Source organism: Pandoraea sp. PE-S2R-1, from assembly GCF_002179865.1.
Taxonomy (GTDB): domain Bacteria; phylum Pseudomonadota; class Gammaproteobacteria; order Burkholderiales; family Burkholderiaceae; genus Pandoraea.
The window spans coordinates 149,026-171,955 of sequence record NZ_NGUR01000009.1; the positions used below are offsets into that span (position 1 = coordinate 149,026).

Here is a 22,930-nt window from a genome sequence, read left to right on the forward strand (position 1 = left end):
CTCATTAGAGATGGTGAATCTACAAAAGAGACACCACGGCTGTCAATCGAATTCTGATCATTGCGGCCTAAATATCCTTCATCTTCGTCATATTTTTATGACAACGCGCCGTAGATATCAAAACACTGAAGACGATAGGATTTCTCTGTAAATGAGAATCGTTCTATACTTGGCGCCGCTCGTGCGGTGATCGCTGCCGTCCACCGCTTCGCCATCCAAATGATTTGCCGGCGCCACGATGGCGTTGGCTGTGCACGCTATCGAAGCCGATGCCATTCAAACCGAAGCGAATTCGCAGCACCCTGCTCCTCCTTGTCGTCGTGCTGTTGGCATTCGTGCTGTGGTTCACGATATTTCGTAGCGTGGAACAGGTCGAAACCACCACGGTCAACCGGGGCAATCTGGAACTGACGGTCACTGCCTTGGGCAATTTGCGCCCGCGCAGCTATGTCGACGTCGGGGCACAGGCGTCCGGCGCCATTCGCCGTCTCCATGTGCAGCCCGGCACGCGCGTGAACAAAGGTGACCTGCTCGTCGAGATCGATCCTGCGGTCCAGCAGGCCAAGGTCGACGCCGATCGCGCCAGTCTCGCGAGCCTGCATGCGCAGCTTGCACAGGCGCAGGCCGAACGTGTGCTGGCCAGCCAGCGTTCGGGGCGTCAACAGCAGATGATGGCCGACGGATCGACACGCCTTGAAGACGTTCAGACCGCACAAGCCAACCTGAATGTCGCTCTCGCCAAGATCGACAACTTGCATGCGCAGATCAACGGCGCCACGTCGACGCTCAAGGGAGACGAGGCGCAGCTTGGCTACACGCGCATTTACGCGCCCATGACCGGCACCGTGGTCACGCTCGACGCCCGCGAGGGTCAGACGCTGAACGCCACCTATCAGACGCCGCTGATCATGCGCATCGCCGATCTGTCGCACATGACCGTGTGGACGCAGGTCTCCGAGGCGGACATCAGTCATGTGAAGGCGGGCATGCCGGTCTATTTCACGACACTGGGCGGCCAGACCGACGGCGGGCCGCGACGCTGGCACGGCACCGTGCGACAGGTGCTGCCCGCGCCGCCCACGCCACTCGACAAGAGCGGTGGCGACGCGTCGCAGCAGAGTCCGACGGGCAGCACCGGCAAGGTGGTGCTCTATACCGTGCTGGTCGACGTCGACAATCAAGACGGCGCCCTTATGCCGGAGATGACGGCACAGGTGTTCTTCGTCATCGCCTCGGCGAAAAATGTGCTGCTGTCGCCCATGACGCCGCTCGTCCCCGTGAATGCGCAGGCCGGCCTCTTCATGGCCAAGGTGCTCGTCGATGGCAAGCGCGTCGAGCGCAAGGTGCGCATCGGCTTGCGGGACCGGCTGGATGGTGAAGTGCTTGAGGGGCTCGAGCAGGGCGACGCGCTGATCACCTCGATCAGCAACGTCCGCGCGGGCGCGGGGAGATTCCAGTGGTAACCGGAACCAACGCCCCGGTGGCAGGCGGTGAACCGCCGCCCTCGCCACTCCCGACGCATATTCCGCTGATCGAACTTGTCGATATTTGCCGCAGCTACGGGGGCGCCGGCGGTACACCGGCAACACAGGTGCTGCGTGGCGTCTCGATGCAAATCGATGCGGGCGAGTTCGTCGCGATTGTCGGCGCCTCCGGCTCGGGCAAGTCGACGCTGATGAATCTGCTCGGCTGCCTCGACCGGCCGACGTCCGGACAGTACCGCTTTGCCGGTCAGGACATCGCGTCGTTCCGTGCCGATGAGCTTGCTTGGTTGCGCCGAGAAGCGTTCGGATTCGTGTTCCAGAACTACCATCTGATCCGCACGCTTGACGCCCTGCACAACGTTGAAGTCCCCGCCGTCTATGCCGGCTTGTCCCGCACGGACCGGCACCGCCGGGCGACGGAATTGTTGACCCGTCTGGGTCTCGACGGGCGGGTTCATCACCGGCCACACCAACTCTCCGGCGGTCAGCAGCAACGGGTATCGATTGCCCGCGCGCTCATGAATGGCGGCCGCATCATTCTCGCGGACGAGCCGACGGGGGCGCTCGACACCCGCAGCGGCGCCGAGGTCATGGCATTGCTGCGCGAACTGGCCGACGCGGGCCACACCGTGATTCTCATCACGCACGATCGGGGTGTCGCCAGTCAGGCGCGACGCGTCATCGAGATTCGTGACGGGCTGATCGTGTCCGACACCGGTGAAGCGCCGCGTGACGCCGAGTCCCTCCCCTCGCCTGCCGAGCCGTCATCGTCTGCGCCAAGCGACGGCGCTGGATGGACGCTCAACGCGCAGAACTTCGCCACCACCATGGCGCACGGGCTTTCGCGCGCCGCGTCACCATGGGCGGATATCCATGAAGCCGTGCAAGCCGCATGGCAGGTGCTGCTCGTCAATCGCTTCCGCACGCTGCTCACGCTGCTGGGCATCATCATCGGTGTGGCGTCGGTGATCGTGATGCTCGCCATCGGCACCGGCACGCAGCGCACCGTCATGGCCAAGATTGCGAGTTTCGGCACCAACCGGATGTACGTGACACCGGGAGGCGATACCGAGCGCGGTCCCGGCGGCACGTTGTCCGAAGCGGACGCCGCGCTGCTCGCGCAAGTGCCCAACGTCGATATCGCCATGCCCTTCTTTGCTGGAAAAACGACGGTTCGCGCGGCCAACGTCGATGTCGGCACGCGCTTGTGGGCCGTGACCGAAGATGCGCCCCACGTGCTGAACTGGAACGTGTCGCGTGGCACGTTCTTCACCCGTCAGGACGTGCGCACACTGGCCACCGTCGCCGTACTGGGCAAGCGCATCAGCATGAAGTTGTTCGGTCCGGCCGATCCGTTGGGCCAATATGTGCTGGTGAACAACGTGCCGTTTCAGGTCATTGGCGTGTTGACGGAAAAAGGCGCTACGTCCGGCCAGTCGAACGATGACGACGTCGTGCTTGTGCCCTCCAGCACCGGCAGCCGACGTGTTTTCGGCACGGCAAATCTCTCGTGGATCTCTGTGCTCGTGCACGATCTCGACAAGGTCGACGACACGGCGGCGGAGATCACTCGGGTGCTGACCGACGCCCATCATGTGAAGGACTTTCAGGTTTATAACCAAGCGGCGTCGCTCAAGGCGCAGAGCGAGGCGCAGCAGACGCTGACGCTGACGCTCGGCCTGATTGCCGCGATTTCACTGGTGGTCGGCGGTATCGGCGTGATGAACATCATGCTCATGACGGTGCGCGAGCGCACGCGCGAGATCGGCATTCGCATGGCCACGGGCGCGCGGCAGGCCGACATCCTGCGTCAATTCCTGACAGAGTCAGTCATGGTATCGACGGTGGGCGGCGTGCTGGGTACGGTCGTCGGCCTTGCCTTCGGTGTGGCGCTCATTCTCTGGGGCGTCGATCTGGTCTTCTCCGTGCGCGCCATGCTCGCCGCGTTTGGGTGCGCCCTCGTCACCGGGCTGGTGTTCGGCTACATGCCCGCACGTCAGGCCGCCCGCCTCGATCCCATCGTCGCGCTTGCCAGCGATTGACCGCCATGCGCCGCCAGCTCATTTCATTCATCACTCGCCGTACGACAGCGCAATGCCTGTCGCTCGCGTGCGCGGCACTGCTCGTCAGCGGGTGCGCGTTGCACGAACCGTCCGCACCGCGTGACGTGGCAACGCCTGCCGTCTGGCGCTCCGGCGCGACGTCGGTTGTGCCATCTCAGGTCGCGCCCGTCGATCAAACGTGGTGGCATGCCTTCGGGAGCGAGTCGCTCGATCAGGTCGTGGCGCTGGCTGAACGCGACAGCTTCGACGTGGCCGCCGCGTATGCCCGCGTCCGGCAGGCACAGGCGCTGGCACGGATTGCGGGCGCCCCATTGGTGCCCGCGCTCGATGGCAGCGGTTCTGCGTCGAGGCAAGGACGCATGGGTGGTCAGGCCGACGTGTCCGGCAACACGCTGGCGCTGGGATTGACGGCGACTTACGAGCTGGACTTCTGGGGCGCGAATCGCGCCGCCCGAGACAGCGCGCTCGCGCAAATGCGCGCCAGCGCCTTTGACCGCGACACCGTTCGACTGACCGTGACGGCGGGCGCTGCCAATGTCTGGTTATCGCTGGCGGCGGCGCGCGAGCGAGTGTCCATCGCCATACAGCAACGCGACATCGCCGCACAGGTGTTGCGCCTAATTCGTTCGCAGACGCAGGCTGGACAAGCGACTTCCCTCGATCTTGCACAGCAGGAAGGGCTTTACGAGGCGCAGCTGCGTAATGTCGCGGCCCGAAACCAAGACGCAACCGATAGTGAGAATGCACTGGCGGTTTTGATCGGACACCACCTCGGCGACGTCGCCTTGAACACGCCGATGCTGGACACACTTACCGCGCCACCCACGGTGGCCTCGCTCCCCCGCGATCTTATTGCGCGACGTCCCGACATCGCGCGTGCCGAAGCATTGCTAGCCGCCAGCGACGCCGACGTGCTCGAAGCGCGCGGGCGCATGCTGCCGTCCGTCTCGCTCATGGGCGGCATCGGGTTTTCGGGTGGTCGCTTGAATACGGTGCTGGAAAATCCGGTGTATAGCGTCGCGGCAGCCTTGAGCGCGCCGATCTTTCATGGCGGTGCGCTGGCGGGTGCGCGTGATCTGCGGGTTGCGCAGCGTGAGGCGCTGCTGGCGGACTACCGGCGCACGATCGTCGCGGCGTTTGGTGACGTCGAGGCGTCGCTCAACGCCATCGACGGCATCGACCGTCAGCAAGCGGCACAGCAACGCGAGCTATCGCAGGCGCGGACGGCGTTCACGCTGGCGCAATCGCGCTACCGTGCCGGTGCCGACACCATGCTCACCTTGCTTGATACGCAACGCACTTTGTTTGCCTCGCTCGATCTGCAAGTGCAGTTGCGACTGGCAAGACTTCAGGCATCGGTGGCGTTATACAAGGCGCTCGGCGGCGGCTGGCAGCCGCCACCGGCAGGTGAGCTCGTCAGCTCGTCAGCGAGACAAACCAGACCTTCTTGACGAACGCGTCGACTTCCCAGTGACCTTTGTAGCCTTCAGGCATCACGAACGGATCACCGGCTTTCAGCGCATGCACGGTGCCGTCCGGGTCGACGATGCGGCACTCGCCTTCGAGGATGTACCCGAATTCGATGTACCCGGTGGTATCCGAGCGAAACTTGCCTGCCGTGCTCTCCCAGATGCCGGACGACGCACGGCCGCCGTTACCCTCGAAGCCCGTCATGCTGCGAAACACGGTATCGCCTTCCATCGGACGGCGCGGCTTGCCGATCTCCGGGTTTTGCAAAGGACCTGCGCTGAAGCGCACCAGATGCGAATGACTTTCGGCCACAACTTACCTCTTTCTATCAATTGGGAATGACGTAGGAATCAATGCCTGTCGTACTTCGACAAGCGGAAGGGATGCGGGTCGACCAACGGCGTATTGCCTTGCACGAGATCGGCCATCAGTGCACCGGCGGCAGGCCCGATGCCGAAGCCGTGGCCCGAGAAGCCGGATGCCAGATAAAAGCCGGGCACGCTGTCGACGCCCGAGATCACCGGAATGGCGTCGGGCGTCACGTCGATGAAACCGGCCCATGCGTGCGCGACTTGCGCTGGCTGGAATTCCGGGAAGGCCTGCTTGAGTTTGTCGAGCGCGACACCAATCGACTTCATGCCGGGGGCCGGGTCGAGCGTGCGATGCGCTTCGAACGGCGTCGCCGCATCCGACCCAAAGCGGGTCGGCATCATCAATTCGTCGAGAAAGCGCTTGCCGACCCGCAGCTTCAGATACTTCTTCTCCGAGAGCCATGCCGGGAAAAACTGGCGGCACAGACGAATGCTGTCCGGCGTGAGGTCGGCCACCGACGCGCCCAATTGCGACACCGAATAGCCACCGTCCGCGCGCTTGCGGCACGTGAAATCCTTGCCGTTGATCGCGAGATCGAGTCCGGCGTCCACGGGCGTCGTGCGAAGCACCGACGCGTGCACCTTCAACTGCGGGAAGCTCACCCCCGTGTTGCCGCAGAACAGACGCGACCACGCGCCACCGGCCAGCACCACGGCATCAGCCGCGACGCGACCCTGTTCGGTGACGATGCCGCTCGTGCGCCCGCCTTCACGATCGAGACCGCGCACGGCCGTCTGTTCGAACACTTGCGCGCCGGCCGCGATCGCCAGCTTGGCAATCGCCTGCGTCGCGCGTTCGGGCTCAGCCACACCGTCAGACGCGCAATGCAGCGCCCCAATCCAGTGACGCGCCGAGCGAGACTTGAACAAGTCAGGCAACTGGTCGCGGTTCAGCAATTCGGCGGGCACGCCCAGCGGCAGCGCCTTGTCGAGCCACTTGCGGTAGCCATCCAGATCGTCCTGCGATTCTGCCAGATACGCCACGCCGGTCTGGCGGTAGCCCACGTCATGCTGCGCCTGAATTTCCTTCCACAGACCAATCGCCTGCATCGCCAGCGGCAGCTCCTTATGGTCGCGGCCGACGGTACGAATCCAGCCCCAGTTGCGCGACGACTGCTCGCCCGCAATGACGCCCTTCTCGAACACCGCCACGCGCAAGCCTGCTTTGGCCAACGCCCACGCGGTACTCATTCCGATGATGCCTGCCCCGATGATCGCGACATCGACCTGTTTGGGGAGAACGCTAGCCATAAATTACCTGCCGACAATAGGAGAAAGAATTCGGGAGTTCGCGCGCAATCTGCACAGCCTCTGCACTGCTGCTGCGCTCACACGTAGAAGTGGTTGCTGTTCACGACCATGAACACCGTGGGCTCGTCCCACGCGTTCTCCCAGCGATACGGGCGGTTGCCGGTGAAGCCGTAGGTGTCGCCGGGGCCGAGGACCAGCGTGGAGTCGTCGATGAACACGCGCAACTTGCCTGAGAGCACGTAGCCCACCTTGTCGCCGCTTTGCACCAACAGATTCGAATCGGACGCGGCGCCGGGTTCGAGCTCCATCATGAAAGCCTCGAGCGACGCGCAATTCAGAGGTGTGATGCGCGACTTCGTGACGCCCGAGCCCGCCAGCCGCAGCGGTTTGCGCTGGCTCGCCCAGACGACGAACTCGTTCGGCTCGGTGCTGGCGCTCGGTGCGTCTTCTGCGACGGTGGGCATCGACGTGAACAGCGCCGCCCCATCCACGCCGAGCGCGTGACAAAGCTGACGCAGCGAGCGCATCGATGGCGAACTCACGCCGCGCTCGATCTGGCTCAGCATGCCGATCGACATGTTGGCGCGCGCCGCGAGGTCCTTGAGCGTGAACTTGCGCTCGGTGCGCATCGCACGCAAACGCATACCTAACTCCATATCGCTCGCCTGAACCTCGGGGTCCAGATCATCGGCGATACGGCCAGATGCCTCGGGGTCAGACTCGGAGAATGCAGACAGCGGCGCGGCGGTGACGGCTTTCGGCTTCGATGGCATGGCGAAAAGGACGAAAAGGACGCAAAGGACGCAAAGGACGAAAAGGACGAAAAGGACGAAAAGGAATCGGAAACACCAGAGAGACGCAAACCGGGGCGTGTGAAACGTACGCCGGTGAATTTCAATCACACTTCAAAAAGATTAGAGTGATTTCGATATGGCGTCAATCCGGATCCCCCCACCCCTCTGTCGTTATTTGTCACCTCATGCCATCAGCGGCGTGCTTTGCGCATACGTTCGGCCGTGCCAGAGCAGGCAACCGTCGTCTGGCGTGTTGCTGACACGGGTGGCCGAGACGGCGCCCACGATGATCGTGTGCGAGTAGCCGTCGTGGGTGTCGAGCAGCGTGCAGTCGAGCGCCACCGCAGCGCTGGCGAGAATCGGCGCCCCCGTCTCGAGTTGCGTCCACAGATCGGCTTCGAAGCGCGCCGCTCCTCGCTCCTGCTGAAAGCGCGCGACAAGCTCGCGATGGCCGGTCGATAGCAGATTCACTGCGAAACGCCCGGCCTCGAGAATGCTGTCGTGGACCGACGCGCGCTTATGGACACAGACGAGAATCGACGGCGGCTCGGCCGAAAGGCTGCACACAGCGGTCGCAATGATGCCGATGGGGCCGTCGGCGCTACGCGTCGTCACGGCCGTGATACCGCCGGGGAACGACGCCATTGCCCGCTGAAAGTCTGGAATCTGGACGGTGGAAGTCATGATGTCGTTCAGCCCTGCCGGTACGTCAACGGCGTCAGTCCGAGATTGGCGCGCAGCGTATTGCCCTCGTACTCGGTGCGGAACAGTCCCCGGCGGCGCAACTCGGGCACGACCAGCCCGGCCATGTCGTCGATGCCGTGCGGCAGTGTGGCCGGGCAGATATTGAAACCGTCGGCGGCCTCGTTGCAGAACCATTCCTCCATCTGATCGACGATGTCCGCCGGGGTGCCGATCACCATGCGCACCGTGTAAGTGGCGGCCACGCGTTGATACAACTGGCGAATCGTCAGATTCTCGTCGCGCGCCATCGCGAGCAGGTTGTCGGCAATGCTGCGGATGTTGCGGCTGGGCTCGATCTGCGGCACCGGCCCATCCACGGGATAGCCCGACAGATCACCCAGCGCGTCATACAGGCTGGCCAGCCCGCTGATCGGGTCGATGAGTTCCTGCAACTGATCGAACTTGTCCTGCGCTTCCTGCCGGGTTCGGCCGACGAAGGGCGTCAGCCCCGGCATGATCAACAGGTCGTCCGGCGCACGGCCATGGGCGGGAAGACGCCCCTTTAAATCGCGGTAGTACGCTTGTGCGTGTGCAAGGTTGTGCGAATTGCTGTAGACCACATCGGCTTCGCGCGCTGCCAGCGCCCGCCCGGCTTCCGACGCGCCCGCCTGCACGATGAGCGGCCGCCCCTGCGGTGTGCGCGCGGAATTCAGCGGGCCACGGACCTGAAAGTGCTTCCCCGCATGGTTCGGCACATGCAGCTTGTCTTCGTCGTAGAACACGCCGCTCGCCTTGTCTCGGATAAACGCATCGTCTTCCCAGCTTTGCCAGAGCGATTTGACGACTTCGACGAACTCGTCGGCGCGCTCGTAGCGCTCCTCGTAGCCCAGATGCTCGTCACGGCCGAAGTTGCGCGCCTCCTCGTTCGACCAAGACGTCACCACATTCCAGCCGGCACGCCCGCCACTGATGTGGTCGATTGACGCGTACTTGCGGGCCACATGAAACGGTTCGTTGTAGGTCGTCGAAGCGGTGGCGACCAGACCGATATTGGACGTGTGCGCGGCAATCGCAGCCAAGAGCGTGAGCGGCTCCAGCTCGGCGTTGCGCATGTCCCGGGCCAGCGCGCCGCGCGGGTTGTCCTGCGCCCGGATACCCAGCCCGTCGGCGAAGAAGATCATGTCGAACTTGGCGGCTTCGGCTTTCTGCGCATTCGCCAGAAAGTAACGGTAGTCGAGCGCACCGGCAGCCGGTACGTCGGGATGACGCCAAGCGGCCACGTGGTAGCCGAGGTAGCGCATCGACAGGCCGAGTTTCATTTTGCGATCAGTCGTCATGGGGCGGTCTCTTCTCAAAAGCTGACGGATAAGGGTGATGGGTTGACTGGCAGCACGCTAGACACCGCAGCGCGCCGCAACCTCGGCGAAACACCGGTCGCGGTATTCGCGCATGAACGCAATGAAGGTGCGACACACCTTTGGGAGCGGCCGGTGCCGCGGATACAGCAGGCCCACGCCGAAATCGAGGCTGGGACGCATCGGGCGCGCCACGACCCGGTCGAGATTGGCGTGCACCGTGAACGGATCGGCGAGCGCAACGCCCATGCCCAGATGGACGAATTCGCTGACCGCTTGCAGATAGGACGTCTCCAGCGACGTCACGCGGCGCACGCCATGTGCGTCGAAGAACTGGTCGACGTGATGGCGCACCTGACAGACGCTCGTCATCGAGATGAACGGCAGGCCGTCGACATCGCGCGGCTGCAACTCGCGCTTGGCTGCCAGCGCGTGGCCCGGCGGCAGAATGGCGTAGTACGGCACCCGGCAGAACTCGTCGACGGCGACGTCGGCGCGGGAGAACGGCAGCTCGGCCAGACCGAAATCCGTCCGCTGCGCGGCAATCCAGTCCTCCACGCGCGTCGATGACTGGATCTCCAGCGAGATCGTCACGCCGGGGTATTTCTCGCAGAACGCCTTGATGACGCCCGGCAGAAAGCTAAGACCCAACGCCGGCATGCACGCGATAGCGATATGACCCACGCGGTTTTGCCGGACATCGCCGGCCAACTCCCGGATGCGCTCGTACGACCGGTAAGCGTGCTCGGCCTGCTCGAAGATCAACTGCCCCTCGGGCGTGACGGCCAACCGGCCGTTGGCCCGATCGAACAGCGGCAACGCAAGCGAGCGTTCAAGGTGACCGATCAGCCGGCTGACGGTCGATTGCGACGTCCCGAGCATCTCCGCCGCCCCATTGACGGTGCCGGCCATGACGGTGGCGCGAAAGGCTTCCAGTTGTCGAATGTTCATCGTGAACTCCAGAGGGCTCGCCCTCGTGCCGTGTGAGGCATCGGGTGACAAGCACGTGAAATCATCTTGGCGCAGCGTTGCCGTGCAGACAATGGCATCAATAAGCGTTGTCATTGCAGAAACTGCATACGGCCGGCGCACTTGCACCCGTCGACCTGCTGTGGCCTCGCCAAGGCCAAAAACCCGGCAACCCCTGAGGGGCGGCCGGGCTGAAACGTCAGTCAGTCGGGACTGTGCGAGGCGTTACAAGGCCTCGCCGGGTCTCGCCAGGTCTTACGTCAGGCCATCACGTCACATGCTTGCGGCTGGCGTACAGCCCCATCAGCGCGAACACGGCAATGATCACGATGTAGTACGCCGGGGCCATCACGCTGCCCGTCGCCTTGACCATGAAGCCGACCACCAGCGGCGTGATACCGCCGAAGAACGTCTGCGCGACCACGTAGGCGATCGACACCCCAGTCGTGCGGCACGACGTCGGGAACAATTGCGAGAGCAGCGAGCCGATCGGCGCGTAGTAGAAGCTGTAGAACACGAACGACAGCGTGCACTGGAAGACCGCCAGCGTCAGCAGCGATGGCGAGCGCGTGAGCATCTGGAACAGCGGGAACACCAGAATCACGCCGAGGATCAACGCCGTGCGCATCACCTTCACCGTGCCAAGCCGGTCAGCGGCGATACCACCGAGCATCGGCACGAACGTGCAGACCACACCGCTGCAAATCGAGGCGATGAAAGCGTCGTCTTTGGTCAGCCCCAGATTGTTGATCGCGAACGTCGGCATGTAGAGGTTCAGGAAGCTGGCCACCACGCCGGCGGCCGCTACCACCGCGCCGATCAGCACAAAACGCTTGTGCGACCGGAACGTCTCGGCCAGCGGGTTCTGCACCGTGGCACCCGTGCGCTTGACCTGTTCGAAGTCAGCCGTCTCTTCGATCTTCGAGCGGATATACAGGCCCACCGGCCCGATGAGGCAGCCAAACAGAAACGGCAGACGCCAGCCCCACGAATTGATCTGGTCCGTCGTGAGGAAGTGGTTCAGGAAGTACGCGAACAACGACGCGGCCAGCACGGCAAGACCCGACGCCGAGAATTGCAAGCTGGCGAAAAACGCCTTGCGCGAGGCGCTCTGCTCCGTCAGATACGAGTTGGCGGTACCGAACTCCCCGCCTACCGAGAAGCCTTGCAGCAAACGCCCCGTGACGAGAATCACCGGCGCCCAGACGCCGATCGTGTCATAGGTCGGCGATACGGCGATCAGCACCGTGCCGGCCAGCATCAGCATGGCCGCGAAGCTCAAGGTGGCACGCCGGCCAACCTTGTCGGCCATCATGCCCAGCACCACTGCCCCGACCGGACGGATCAGGAAGGAGCTTGCGAACGTCATCAGGCTGAACAGCAGTGCCGACTGCGGATCGCCCTGCGGGAAGAACAGTTTCGAGATGGTGATCGCGAACATCGCGTACACCAGCAAATCGAACCACTCGAAGAACGTGCCAAAGTTCGCCGCGATCACATCGCGGGTCCGGTTTCCCTTGCGGGGCTGCCGGGTAGTGAAACAGCCGATTTCGGTGGTATCCATATGCGACCTTCCAGGGCGAGGCGTTGCAGTGATCTGAGCCTGCATTCTGAGCAGCCGAATTCCACGTCGATATTAGAGATTTCACCTATGTGAAATTATTCGATGAATTTTGGTGAAATTTCTTTCTGATTGAAATTGTGTGGAATTGGCCGATTCGCGGGACAACCTGACTTGTCTGTTGGTCCGGCTCGGAGTAAAAGTCGACCCATCGACGACAACCGCGAGTTGCGTGCCCATGGACTCACCCGCCAAGCTCAACGCCGACTCGCTGGGTATCGTCGAATCCGTGATCATGGGCATCGCCGGCACGGCACCCGCCTACAGCATCGAGATCACGACATCCACGATCATCGGGACGGCCGGTACCCTCTCGCCGGCCAGCATTCTGGTGTGCGGGCTCATCATGTTCGGCATTGCCTACGCGTTCATTAATATGAACCGCGCGCTGGCGAGCGCCGGTACGTCCTATTCGTGGGTCAGCATGGTCTTCGGGCGCGGCCTCGGCTTCTTTGCGGGCTGGGCGCTGCTGGTGCTGTGCTGCGTGTTCATGGTGTCCGCCATGATTCCGGCGGCGAATGCCACATTGCTGATCTTCAATCGCCCCATGATGAATAACGTGCACTACGTGACGCTGATCGCGGCCGCGTGGCTCACCTTCGTCAGTGCGGTGGTCGTCAAGGGCATCAAACTCACCAGTTATGTGCAGGTGCTGATGACGGTCGTCGAGGGCATCATCCTGCTCGTGATCATCGTCGCGAGCTTCTTCGTGTTTCCGCACGCGCAGCAGCATGCGTTCTCGTGGGGCTGGTTCTGGCCGCTGGCGTTCACGCCCAAGACGTTTGCCAGCGGTGCGCTGGTGGCGATCTTCTTCTTTTATGGCTGGGACGTGACCATGAACCTCAGCGAGGAAACCCGCGATTCGAACCGTACCCCGGGCCGGGCGGCATTCTGGTCGATGGTGTTCCTGATGGTGTTTTTCCTCGTCTTCATTGTCATCGCGCTGCTCGGGCTGTCGGACGCCGAGATCCAGCACTACAACACGAACATCATTTTCGCCATTGCGGAGAAGCTGCTCGGGCCGACGTGGGGCTACGTCGCGATCATCGCGGTGTTACTAAGCACGGTGGGCACGGTCGAGACGCAGATGTTGCAGTTCACGCGCACGCTGTTCGCCAAGAGCCGCGACGGCGCCCTCCACCATCGCTATGCGCGGCTGCATCCCCGCTGGCGAACGCCCCACATCGCCATCTTCTTCATCTGGATCACCGGACTCGTACTGCTGTTGATGTCGTCTTATCTCCCGACCATCAACGTGATCCTGCAAGACTCGATTACTGCGATCGGCTTCCAGATCTGCTTCTATTTAGGACTGACCGGGTTCGCCTGCGGCTGGTACTACCGCAAGGTACTGACACAGGGGCCGTGGGTCGCAGTGACCCACGTGATCTGGCCGGTGGCGAGCGGCGCGTTTCTGTTCTTTATCGCGCTCTACAGCATCCCGACCTTTGACTGGGTGACGAATATCGTCGGGATGGGCGGCATCGCCATCGGCGCGATCCCCCTGCTGTTGAACCGCAAACGCATCTGGGGCGTGGCGACGGGCTGAGGCAGCCCGCGCCCAGGTCAGAAGGTCAGACGGTCAGAAATCGACGGCGGCCGACGCGTAAAGCGTGCGCGGGGCGCCGAGCGAGATCGTCCCGTAGGAAGCCACGCCCGACCAATAGTGCCGGTCGAACACATTGTTCACGCCCACCCGGAACGTCGTACTTTTCCCGACCAGCTTCGTCTTGTATCGCACGCCCAGATCGACCGTCGTCCATGAGGGCACCGACTGCGTGTTGGTCTGGTTGACGTTCTCGTCCGCGGTGTAGGTCACCGCGCCGGTCAGCGTGAGGCCCGGCATCCACCGCACGTCCCACTCCACGCCCGCGTTCGCCATGAGTTGCGGCACGCCGACAGGACGTTTGCCTTGCGTTGCGGGATTCGGGGTTTGGGTCAGTTGCGCGTTCAACCACGTCATCCCGCCGATCAGCCGCAAGCCAGCATAAGGTTCGCCGGCCATCGTGAGTTCCAGACCGCGATTGCGCTGCTCGCTGTTCACGCTGTACACCGTGCCGCTCAGCGAACCGCTCGGCTTGGTAATCTCGAACGCCGCGAGCGTCGCAATGACGCCGCCCATGGCGACTTTGACGCCGACCTCCTTTTGTCGCGTCTTGTACGGCGCGAACACTTCACCCGCATTGCTCGCGGTCGTCGGCGCCACGTCGCCCTTGCTCAGACCTTCGATGTAATTGGCGTACAGCGAAATGTCTTGCGTTGCCTTGAACACCACGCCGGCCAACGGCGTGACGGCGCTTTTGTCATAGGCCGTCGAAACCGCACCGGTGACGGCGTTGTAATTGTTCGACCGAACCTGTTGTCCGCGCAGCCCGAGCGTGAGTTGCAGCCGGTCGGCGAACAGGCCAATCGTGTCGGCCAAGGCGATGCCCGAGAGCGTCGAGGTAGACGCCAGCGGGACGCGCGTCGGGGCGCCGATGAACTGTTCCGGCCGATCGACGGGCGAGTAGATATTCGACAGCACCGCCGTGCCGGAATTGGCGCCGGAGGCGACACGATCGGTGTAGTAGTTCGCTTGGGCGGTCACGGCATGCGAGATGCCGCCGGTACGGAAGTTCGCCCTGACGCCCGTGTCGAGCGTGGTGCGATTGACCTGAAATTTCCAGTTCTGCGGAACAGCCGAGGTGTTGCCGAAGCCGTCCAGAATCGTCGGCGTTTGATCCGACAGCCGCGAAACGTCGGATTTTGCCGTGCCTGCGTCGGCGAAGACCGTCACGTTGTCGGACAGGTCGTACTCCACGTGCCCCAGCGTCGAGAGATCGTTGGACTTCCACCACCCCCATTTCTGCGTCACGTTACGTGCGCCGCTCGGGGCCGACGGCACCGGGATGCCGGCGGCGACGAGAAATGGGCGGGTCGGGGCGTCGACCCATTGGTATTGCTCAATCACATCAAGAGATGCGCGCAGACGTGTCCCACGGTAGTCCAAGGACAAGGCGCCGACCTCGGCGCGCGACGACTGGTTGTCCAGCGCCGTGTCGCCCTGACGGTGCAAGCCGTTGAAGCGAATGCCCCATTGCCGTTCATCGCCGAATCGACGGCTGACATCGACGGCGACACCTGCCTGGCTCTTAGTGGCGTAGTCGACGGTGACTCGCGTCAGATCTTTGGCGAGTGCGCGCTTGGGAACGATGTTGACGACGCCACCCACGCCGCTATTCGGCGACATTCCGTAGAGCAACGCGGCCGGACCGCGCAGCACTTCGACGCGCTCGATGTATTCGGTAAAGAGGTGATAGTTCGGCGACACCCCGTAAACACCGTCGAAGGCAACTTCGGAGAGATTGCCCTCATTGATCGGGAAGCCACGAATGAAGAAGGAATCCGTGACGCCACCAATCTGCCCCGTGAATCGGACTGACGGGTCGGCGTTCAGCACCTCGGCAAGCGTCACGGCTTGCTGATTCTCGATGCGCTCCGACGTGTAGCTGGTCACCGAGAAGGGGGTCTCCATGGCGCTTTTGTCGCCGAGCATGCCCACGCGCCCGCCTCTGGCGACCTGACCACCCGCGGCCGGGTCCGTATCGCTTAACGCCGAAGCGCTCACTGTCGTCGGTGCCAGTTGGCCTGCGTTATGCGCGTCGTCGGCCGGGGGTGCCGTGCCTGCGGCCGCGGGCGATTGTGCCATCACCCCCGACGAGAAGACGGTCGCCAGCAGTAAAGCCATGACGTGAGGTTTGGGTGTTTTGACGCGCTGACGCGAGAAATAGGTCGGTCCTGTATCGCGGTGCTTCATTGGTGCGGGCATGGCATGCGTTATGGATCAATACTCGACCGGCGGTCAGCACGGCCCATATCGGCAATGCACGGTTCCGCGAGGATGAGGGGAAATCAATCGGAGGCGCCCTTCTGTCACGCTGACGCGAGCACGAATGGCGAATAGGCGAAGCGCATGCACTGGATCAATGCACGGTTCATGGGGAAGTGGCGAAGCGCGATGGGCACGGCGGTTCCGGACGTCTATAGGAGTCCTGTCCGCTCTTTCGCTGGAACGAGATGATAATCGGTCGGCGCGTTGCGATCAACGAGGACGAACGCCCGGTTGGCAACTTCTTGCACGGCAAGTCCGGCGGGTGACCCGCGGGGCAAGCCCGCGGGTCACCCGTATCACCGATGCTTCAGACGCTTGTCGGCGGCCATGAGCAGGCCGTTGCACGTCAGCGCGAACAAGGTGAGGAACAGCGCGACCGACATGATCGTGCCGATATCGCCGAGGTTCATGGCATTGGTCAGCAGATAGCCCAAGCCCTTTTGCGACGCGAACATCTCGCCGATCAGTACCCCCAGCAACGTGAGCGAAAAGCCCAAACGCATGCCCGCGACGATCTCCGGAAAGATCGCCGGCAACACGATATGCCAGACGATCTGCGGAAACGGCATGGCCATCGTTCGGGCGGCGCGCACATAAACGGGCTTCATCTGGCGAATGGCGTTCATCGTGAAAACGAGAATCGGGATCAGACCGTGCATCACCCCGAACGCCACCTTGGCCGACAGTCCCAACCCGAAAATCAGCAATACCAGCGGATATAGCGTGACTTTCGGCAACGAGTACAGATTGACGAGCAGCGGCTCGGCCACGGTGCCGGCCATGCGGTTGATGCCCAGCAGCACGCCCAGCGCAATCCCCCCGGTGATGGCAATGATCAGGGCGTAAATCAACGCCCGCCCGGTTTCTGCCACGTTATCCCAGAACGACGCCGTCCCCAGCATCTGCCATAGCTCCACGGCGGTGTCCGCCGGCGAACTCAGCGACGCACTGCCCACGGCCAGATGCAAGGCCTCCCACGCCAGCACCACAACGAGCACCACGCCCAACGGTCCGATCAGCTTCTTCATGCGAATTCTCCGTGACCCGCTCAGCGCTGACGCCGCGCCTGAAAGCGCGTGTCGAGGCGGTTAAGTACCAGATTGATCAGCGTGACGGCGACCAGCACCATCAGCATCAGCGCATACATGTCGTCGTTCTCGAAGTTGTTGTAGGCATACCCGATGGCGTAGCCGATGCCCGACCCCGACAGGATGAACTCGGACGCAATCACGCCAATGAACGCATACGCCACCGACAATTTCACGCCGCTGAACAGATAAGGCAGCGCTGCCGGCAGTTTGACCCGCAGCGCCGACTGCCAGGGCGAGAGCCGCATCACGCTCGCGGTCTTCGACAGCGAGCGCGGAATGCGATCGAGCCCGGTCAACGTGGCCGTAATCATGGTGACGACGGCCAGCATGACGGCAATGGCAATGATCGGCAGCGAGCCGACGCCGAACAGGACGATGAACACCGGGTAGAAGATGAACGTCGGCACCGCGTAGTAGCTCGCCATAATTGGTTCGACGGCGCGCCGTACGCTGGGCATCACGTGGATTGCCAGACCCAGCACAAAGCCGAGCACGACTGCCACGACCGATGCCGCCACGATGTTGACGAAACTCGTCACGATATCGTGCATGAAGCGCCCTTCGCGCAGTATCTCGATCGCATGTGCCGCCATCGCGCTGGGGGCAATCATCACTGATGCGGGAATGGTGCCCACCCGGCACAGAAACTCGATGAGCAGCACGAAGCCGATCACCACGCCGCTGCGCCACGCGGTTTCCCGCTTGATCACTCGTTTCATCATGACTCCTGGTGCCAGGCCATCAGTGCGCCGCGCGGTCTGCGCCCATGACCTTGAGCGATTCGATGCGCAACTTCTCCCACAGGCGTGCGGTGATCTCGCCGAAGCGCGGCGTGGACACCACCGTGCTGTCGCGCTCTCTCTCCCAGCCGGTCTCGACGATGTCGATGAACAGGCCCGGGCGTGACGACATCACGCCGACGCGATCCGACAACATCGCTGCCTCATCAAGCGCGTGTGTGATCAACAAGACCGTGGCCGACGTCTCACGCCACAGGCGCAGCAACTCGTCGCCCATCAAGAGGCGGGTCTGTTGATCCAGTGCGCCAAACGGCTCGTCGAGCAAAATCAGGCGCGGCTGGATGACCAGCGTGCGCGCAATGCAAACGCGCTGGCGCATGCCGCCCGAGAGTTGCGCGGGATAAGCGTTGGCGAAGTCTCGCAGCCCCATGAAGCCCATCGCATAGTCGACGCGGCGTTTGACCTCTGCCCCGTCGACGCCCGCCATGCGCAGGCCGAACGAGATGTTGTCGCGCACAGTGAGCCACGGAAACGACGCATCTTCCTGAAACACCACGCCGACGCCGTCAGGGACGCCCTTCACAGGCATGCCCTCGAACGTCACCGTGCCGCTGCTGGGCTTGGCGAGTCCGGCGAGCGCATCGAGCAACGTCGACTTGCCGCACCCGGAAGGGCCCACCACCGAAAAGAACTCGCCCTTGAACAACGTCAGATCGATGGGGCCCAGCGCATGGAACAATTCGCGCTCGCCGGGTTTGCTGAAGTAGCGTGTCACGCCGGTCAGTACCGCGTGCGGTTCGGGTTGTTCGACCGGTACAGGCACGCGCGCGGCGCCCCCTTCGACGATGTGCAGCATCGGATTCGCGTACGACAGGTTCATAAGGTCCCCTTGGTCTTCAGGTCGGCAGGCAGGAAGCGGGTGTCGACGAGTTTCGACCAGTCGACGTTGTCCTTGATTTCGCCGACGAGCTTGAGGCCGTCGACCATGCGATCCAGTTCGGCGCGATCAAACTCGCCGGTGCTCCACATCCGTGAGCGCACCATGTTGTCGACCGCTTCTTTCGCGACCGCCGGGGTGAGTTTGAAGCTGGTTTCGAGAATCTTCGCCGCGCCCGCCGGATCGGCATACGTCGCATCGACGCCCGCGCGGCGGCCTGCAATGATTGCGCGCAAGGTATCCGGATTCGATTTGGCGAATTCGCGGGTCGTGATACCAACCGACGTGGTCATCGGATGCAGCAGATCACCCGCGCGGTACACCACGCGATATTTGTCCTTGCGCACGATCGACAGCGGCTCGATGGCGACCGCACCGGCCACGGCGCCCTGCTCCAGCATCGTCATGCCGTTGACGTAGCCGCCCGAGGCGACGCGCGTAACCTTGCTCTGATCGATGCCCTTGTCGCGAAGTGCCATCAGGAAGAGCATTTCCGATACGCTTTTCGGCGAGGTGATCGCCACCTTTTTGCCGACCAGATCGTCAATCGACTTCACGTCGCTATTGGGCATCGTCACCATCGACGCTTCGGCCACGCTGCGCGTGCCAACGTTGACGATCACGACGTCCATGCCCTGACGGGCGGCCGCAAGGGCGGCCGACACTGCGACTTCCCCGTAAGGCGTCTTGCTGGCGAGAATATTGCGCACCGTGGTGCCGCCACCACCCGAGCTGAGGATGCCGGTAATGTCGATGCCGGACTTCTTGAACAATCCCTTGTCCATCGCCACGGCATACGGCAGCCCGTAAAGACTGTTACCCCACTGCGTCACCGAGATCTCCTCGGCTTGAACCGCGCGCGCCGCAGGCAGCAACATGGCAGCGGCGCCCAACGTCAGGCAAGCGCGCTTAAACAGATTCGTCATCTTCAGCTCCGGGTCAAACATGCAAATGGTTCGTCGGATTTTGCGCGCGTCTTGTTCGCGCAAATACATTGTAGACACTCAAATAATCATTGCAACGCAATGTTCATGCCATCGCCTAGGGGTTTGCACTCAGCTGCGCTGCACAATGCTTAAACACCTATTAATCAAGGCATTTCATCGTGATATCGATGCTTATCAATGCACGCAACGTCACCGAATCATCGCGTATTTTTTAGCCGGAAAATTAATGTGTACGTTATAAATTGCCGCCAACGTCACGCATCGGTGCATACCGTCCCGTGTTTGGTGCCCCGCCGCGCCGCATGCACCCCGATGAAGCGTGGTGTATTTGCAGCGACATCACGCGTTTGATGCAGCGCAAATCCCCTGATAACAGCGCTTTAGTGGCAGCGCTTACAGGGTGTACACTTCACCCACTCCAACCTGAGCACCGCCTCATGACGTCGCGAAAAGACTCTTACGACTTCCACGATCAGATCGGCCACCTGCTTCGGCGCGCCTATCAGCGCCACGTCGCCATCTTTCAGGACGCCATCCCCGATTCGGATCTGACGGCGGCCCAGTTTGTCGCGCTGTGCACGGTCAAGGAAAAGCAATCGTGCTCGCTCAACGACATCGTCAAGACGACGGCGATCGACCAGGCGACCATTCGCGGCGTGATCGAGCGGCTGAAGGCGCGAAAGCTCATCGAAGTCACGGCCGACCCCAGCGATGGGCGCAAGCTGCTCGTGACCGCTACCGAACAAGGGCTGGCCCTGATCAATCACACCGTGCCCTTTGCCAAGGAAGTGACTGAGCGGACTTACGGTGCGCTGAATCCGGCCGAGCGCGTGGCGCTGGTATTCCTCATGCGAAAGATGATGGATGCCGATGCGGCAGAATGAGGCGCGCACACTGGGCGCCCCTGCGGTTACGTTGACGTGGCCGTCGGTTGTGATGAACGCAGCAACCGCCCAGCCTGCGCCAACGCGCCGCGCACGGTCTCCGGCGTGAACGGCGGTGCAACGATGCGCACACCCGTCGCGTCGTAGATTGCGTTGGCCAGTGCCGCCGGGCCCGGCACCGATGCCGACTCCCCTGCGCCCATCGGCGGCTCCCCCTGACGCGGCATGAGCACGACGTCCAGTGCCGGCAGTTCGGCAAACGTCAGAATCGGATAGCTGCCCCACTCGCGACTCGCCACCCGCCCATCGACGAAGCGAACGCGCTCTTTGAGCGAGCGGCTGAGCACCTGCACGACGTTGCCGTGCAGTTGATGGCGCACCCCATCGGGATTGATCATCGTGCCGGTGTCCTGGCCGACCGTCACTCGCTCGACCCGAACCTCCCCCGTCACACGATCGACCACCACATCGGCAATCCACGCCGACCATGCCGCACCGAAGCCCGGGAAGCGGCTATGGACGTAGCGCGCATAGGCCACGCCGCGCCCGCGCACGTAGCGTTGTTCCGTTTCCCAGCGCGACGAATCTTGCGAGCGCGGCGTCCAGCCGGCGCGTGCAGCGACCGCCGTCACCAGTTCGATGGCGCGCGGGTCTTTAAGGTGAGCCAGCTTGAACCGCAACGGATCGACACCGGTGGCGGCGGCCATTTCATCGGCAAACGAGTCATGTGCAAACGAATTGGGGAGTGCCGAGACGCCGCGAAACCATGACGCGCGCACGAGCGGCGCCATGTCGTCGCAAGCAAAGCGCCGGTTCGGGCTCTCATACGGCGAGACTGCCGTGCGGTCACCCATCTCGAAGACGCCGCCGATCGGCGCGACTTGCCCCGTCAACAGTGCCGCTAGAATCGGTGCGTCATTTGACGGGTAACGCGAGGCAAAGTCATAGGCGAGCAATTCGCCAGCCCGGGTGGCGGCACCGCGCACCTCGACCACCTGCCCCGTGCCTTTCGGCTCCCACAGATGTTCGTCGGCACGCGACAGTTGCACGCGCACGGGCGCACCGACTGCACGCGAAAGCAGCAAGGCGTCGCCACATACGTCGTCGGCACAATTGCGCCCATAGCAGCCTGCCGCCTCCATGCGAACGATATCGATGTCCGCCTCGTCACGCGAAATCAGCTGCGCGAGGTCGTAACGTAACGACACCGGATTCTGCGTGCCGGACCAAACGGTGATTCGCCCGGCATCAGCGGCGCGATAGTCTGCCAGTGCGCACGACGGCCCGATCGAACCATGCATCTGATAGGGCCAGACGTAGGTGCGCTCAAGCGTCACGACGTCATCGCGAGCGAACGCGGCATCGACATCGCCCTCCTCCAGCAACGCCCGGCGTTTTGCCGGTGCCAAGGCAATGGCTGCCGCCGGATCATCCATCGACGGTAGCGCGGGCAATGGCTTCCACGTCACGCGAAGTTCGCGCGCCGCACGGATGGCTTGCTCCTCACGCAGCGCGACTACACCAACAAAGTCTCCGATGACGACAACGGCCTTCAGGCCCGGCAAATGCGCGACGGACGACTCATCGACCGATAGTAGCGACGTGCCGACGAACGCCCCTGTATCAATACCGCTGTAGGGCGGCCGGACCACACGGCCGTGCAGCATGCCCGGCACGCGCATGTCGTGCACGAACGTTAGTTGCCCGCTCGCCTTGGCCGGCAAATCGACACGGCGCGACGATTTGCCAACGATCCGATACGTCGCGGGGTCTTTGACGGGCGTTTGCAGGTCAAGCGTGAGAGCAACGCGCTCACCTTTTACCAGCTCTGCAAACGAAGCGCTGCACGCGGCGCCGGCATCGGTTTCGCCGAAGACACGGCCGCCGTCGCAGCGCAAATTTGTTACCGGAATGCCGAAGCGGCGGCCCGCCAGTTCGATCAGCGCGTGGCGCGCTTGCGCCGCCGCGCAGCGCAGCGGCACCGCGGAGATCTGAATGGTCGCGCTCGCGATGGTCGGGCCCTGATTCGGCGTGGCGTCGGTGTGACCCAACTGCATCTGAACCTGCGCGGCCTCGACGTCAAGTTCCTCCGCGACAATCTGCGCGAGCGATGTGCGGATGCCGGTACCGAGGTCGACGTGACCGTTGAACGCAAGGATGCGGCCGTCGTCGAGCACGGCGACAAAGACCTCGGGCACGACGGGCACGAAAGTCGAATGACTGCCGGGCTGGCCGGGCGCAGGCTTGATCGGCACGGCAGGCTGGCGGATTACCGTCAGGCAGCCGTCGCGCGCCAGCAATTCAGAGCGGTTCACGAGCGGAGATTCCTGTGGTTCGGCAGGTGCCCTCGCACCGTGCCAGTCATCACGCTAGGGGGACAATATTGGCGCGTCAACCG

The 22,930-nt window shown here is 63.0% G+C and carries 18 protein-coding genes; 5 read left to right on the plus strand and 13 right to left on the minus strand.

Features of this window, described 5'->3' with window-relative positions; genetic code table 11:
• Positions 1 to 269 precede the first annotated feature (269 nt).
• Genes CDV44_RS07770 through CDV44_RS07780 form a run of 3 tightly spaced genes read left to right on the plus strand, consistent with a single transcriptional unit; the run spans position 270 to position 4,998 of the window.
• Complete coding sequence (locus tag CDV44_RS07770) at positions 270 to 1,463, plus strand: efflux RND transporter periplasmic adaptor subunit (RefSeq protein ID WP_087687516.1); 1,194 nt, start codon at positions 270 to 272, stop codon at positions 1,461 to 1,463.
• Positions 1,457 to 3,526, plus strand: coding sequence for a MacB family efflux pump subunit (locus CDV44_RS07775; protein WP_305790815.1), 2,070 nt, complete (start codon positions 1,457 to 1,459; stop codon positions 3,524 to 3,526). The genes CDV44_RS07770 and CDV44_RS07775 overlap by 7 nt, the downstream gene beginning before the upstream one ends.
• A 5-nt stretch (positions 3,527 to 3,531) precedes the next feature.
• Complete coding sequence (locus CDV44_RS07780; RefSeq protein WP_249277443.1) at positions 3,532 to 4,998, plus strand: efflux transporter outer membrane subunit; 1,467 nt, start codon at positions 3,532 to 3,534, stop codon at positions 4,996 to 4,998.
• On the opposite strand, the gene CDV44_RS07785 is transcribed toward CDV44_RS07780, so the two are convergent.
• The 7 genes from CDV44_RS07785 to CDV44_RS07815 all read right to left on the minus strand — a co-directional run bounded on the left by CDV44_RS07785 (position 4,964) and on the right by CDV44_RS07815 (position 12,005).
• Positions 4,964 to 5,329, minus strand: coding sequence for a cupin domain-containing protein (locus tag CDV44_RS07785; protein ID WP_249277444.1), 366 nt, complete (start codon positions 5,327 to 5,329; stop codon positions 4,964 to 4,966). The two genes, CDV44_RS07780 and CDV44_RS07785, sit on opposite strands and share 35 nt — an antisense overlap.
• 38 nt (positions 5,330 to 5,367) lie before the next feature.
• Positions 5,368 to 6,639 carry an FAD-binding oxidoreductase gene (locus tag CDV44_RS07790; RefSeq protein ID WP_087687517.1) on the minus strand — a complete coding sequence of 424 codons (1,272 nt, stop codon included), beginning with the start codon at positions 6,637 to 6,639 and terminating at the stop codon, positions 5,368 to 5,370.
• A gap of 77 nt (positions 6,640 to 6,716) precedes the next feature.
• Complete coding sequence (locus tag CDV44_RS07795) at positions 6,717 to 7,412, minus strand: helix-turn-helix domain-containing protein (RefSeq protein ID WP_087687518.1); 696 nt, start codon at positions 7,410 to 7,412, stop codon at positions 6,717 to 6,719.
• 204 nt (positions 7,413 to 7,616) lie between these two features.
• A complete protein-coding gene (locus CDV44_RS07800) occupies positions 7,617 to 8,117 on the minus strand; it encodes a flavin reductase family protein (protein WP_087687519.1) in 501 nt (166 codons plus the stop codon).
• An 8-nt stretch (positions 8,118 to 8,125) separates the two neighbouring features.
• Positions 8,126 to 9,454 carry an LLM class flavin-dependent oxidoreductase gene (locus CDV44_RS07805; RefSeq protein WP_087687520.1) on the minus strand — a complete coding sequence of 443 codons (1,329 nt, stop codon included), beginning with the start codon at positions 9,452 to 9,454 and terminating at the stop codon, positions 8,126 to 8,128.
• 57 nt (positions 9,455 to 9,511) lie between these two features.
• Positions 9,512 to 10,423 (minus strand): LysR substrate-binding domain-containing protein, encoded by a 912-nt coding sequence (locus CDV44_RS07810; protein WP_087687521.1) that lies wholly within the window; start codon positions 10,421 to 10,423, stop codon positions 9,512 to 9,514.
• Positions 10,424 to 10,709: 286 nt separating this feature from the next.
• A complete protein-coding gene (locus CDV44_RS07815) occupies positions 10,710 to 12,005 on the minus strand; it encodes an MFS transporter (protein ID WP_087687522.1) in 1,296 nt (431 codons plus the stop codon).
• Between the two features lie 235 nt (positions 12,006 to 12,240).
• Here CDV44_RS07815 and CDV44_RS07820 point away from each other — a divergent pair, with 235 nt between their 5' ends.
• Positions 12,241 to 13,611 carry an APC family permease gene (locus CDV44_RS07820; RefSeq protein WP_087687523.1) on the plus strand — a complete coding sequence of 457 codons (1,371 nt, stop codon included), beginning with the start codon at positions 12,241 to 12,243 and terminating at the stop codon, positions 13,609 to 13,611.
• A 33-nt stretch (positions 13,612 to 13,644) separates the two neighbouring features.
• Here CDV44_RS07820 and CDV44_RS07825 read toward each other — a convergent pair whose 3' ends face one another.
• From CDV44_RS07825 to CDV44_RS07845, 5 genes are all read right to left on the minus strand, one after another.
• Positions 13,645 to 15,789 (minus strand): TonB-dependent siderophore receptor, encoded by a 2,145-nt coding sequence (locus CDV44_RS07825; RefSeq protein ID WP_249277445.1) that lies wholly within the window; start codon positions 15,787 to 15,789, stop codon positions 13,645 to 13,647.
• 440 nt (positions 15,790 to 16,229) lie between these two features.
• A complete protein-coding gene (locus CDV44_RS07830; RefSeq protein WP_087687525.1) occupies positions 16,230 to 16,961 on the minus strand; it encodes an ABC transporter permease in 732 nt (243 codons plus the stop codon).
• 20 nt (positions 16,962 to 16,981) lie between these two features.
• Positions 16,982 to 17,743, minus strand: coding sequence for an ABC transporter permease (locus tag CDV44_RS07835; RefSeq protein ID WP_170935898.1), 762 nt, complete (start codon positions 17,741 to 17,743; stop codon positions 16,982 to 16,984).
• A 22-nt stretch (positions 17,744 to 17,765) separates the two neighbouring features.
• Positions 17,766 to 18,644, minus strand: a complete 879-nt coding sequence (locus CDV44_RS07840) for an ABC transporter ATP-binding protein (protein ID WP_249277446.1) — start codon at positions 18,642 to 18,644, stop codon at positions 17,766 to 17,768.
• On the minus strand, positions 18,641 to 19,627 hold the full coding sequence (locus CDV44_RS07845; RefSeq protein WP_087687956.1) for an ABC transporter substrate-binding protein: 987 nt from the start codon (positions 19,625 to 19,627) through the stop codon (positions 18,641 to 18,643). Before CDV44_RS07845 ends, CDV44_RS07840 begins: the two co-directional genes overlap by 4 nt.
• A 458-nt stretch (positions 19,628 to 20,085) precedes the next feature.
• On the opposite strand from CDV44_RS07845, the gene CDV44_RS07850 reads away from it, so the two are divergent.
• A complete protein-coding gene (locus CDV44_RS07850; RefSeq protein ID WP_058378695.1) occupies positions 20,086 to 20,532 on the plus strand; it encodes a MarR family winged helix-turn-helix transcriptional regulator in 447 nt (148 codons plus the stop codon).
• A 26-nt stretch (positions 20,533 to 20,558) separates the two neighbouring features.
• Here the strand turns inward: CDV44_RS07850 and CDV44_RS07855 are convergent, their stop codons facing one another.
• Positions 20,559 to 22,847 (minus strand): molybdopterin cofactor-binding domain-containing protein, encoded by a 2,289-nt coding sequence (locus CDV44_RS07855; RefSeq protein WP_087687527.1) that lies wholly within the window; start codon positions 22,845 to 22,847, stop codon positions 20,559 to 20,561.
• Positions 22,848 to 22,930 lie beyond the last annotated feature (83 nt).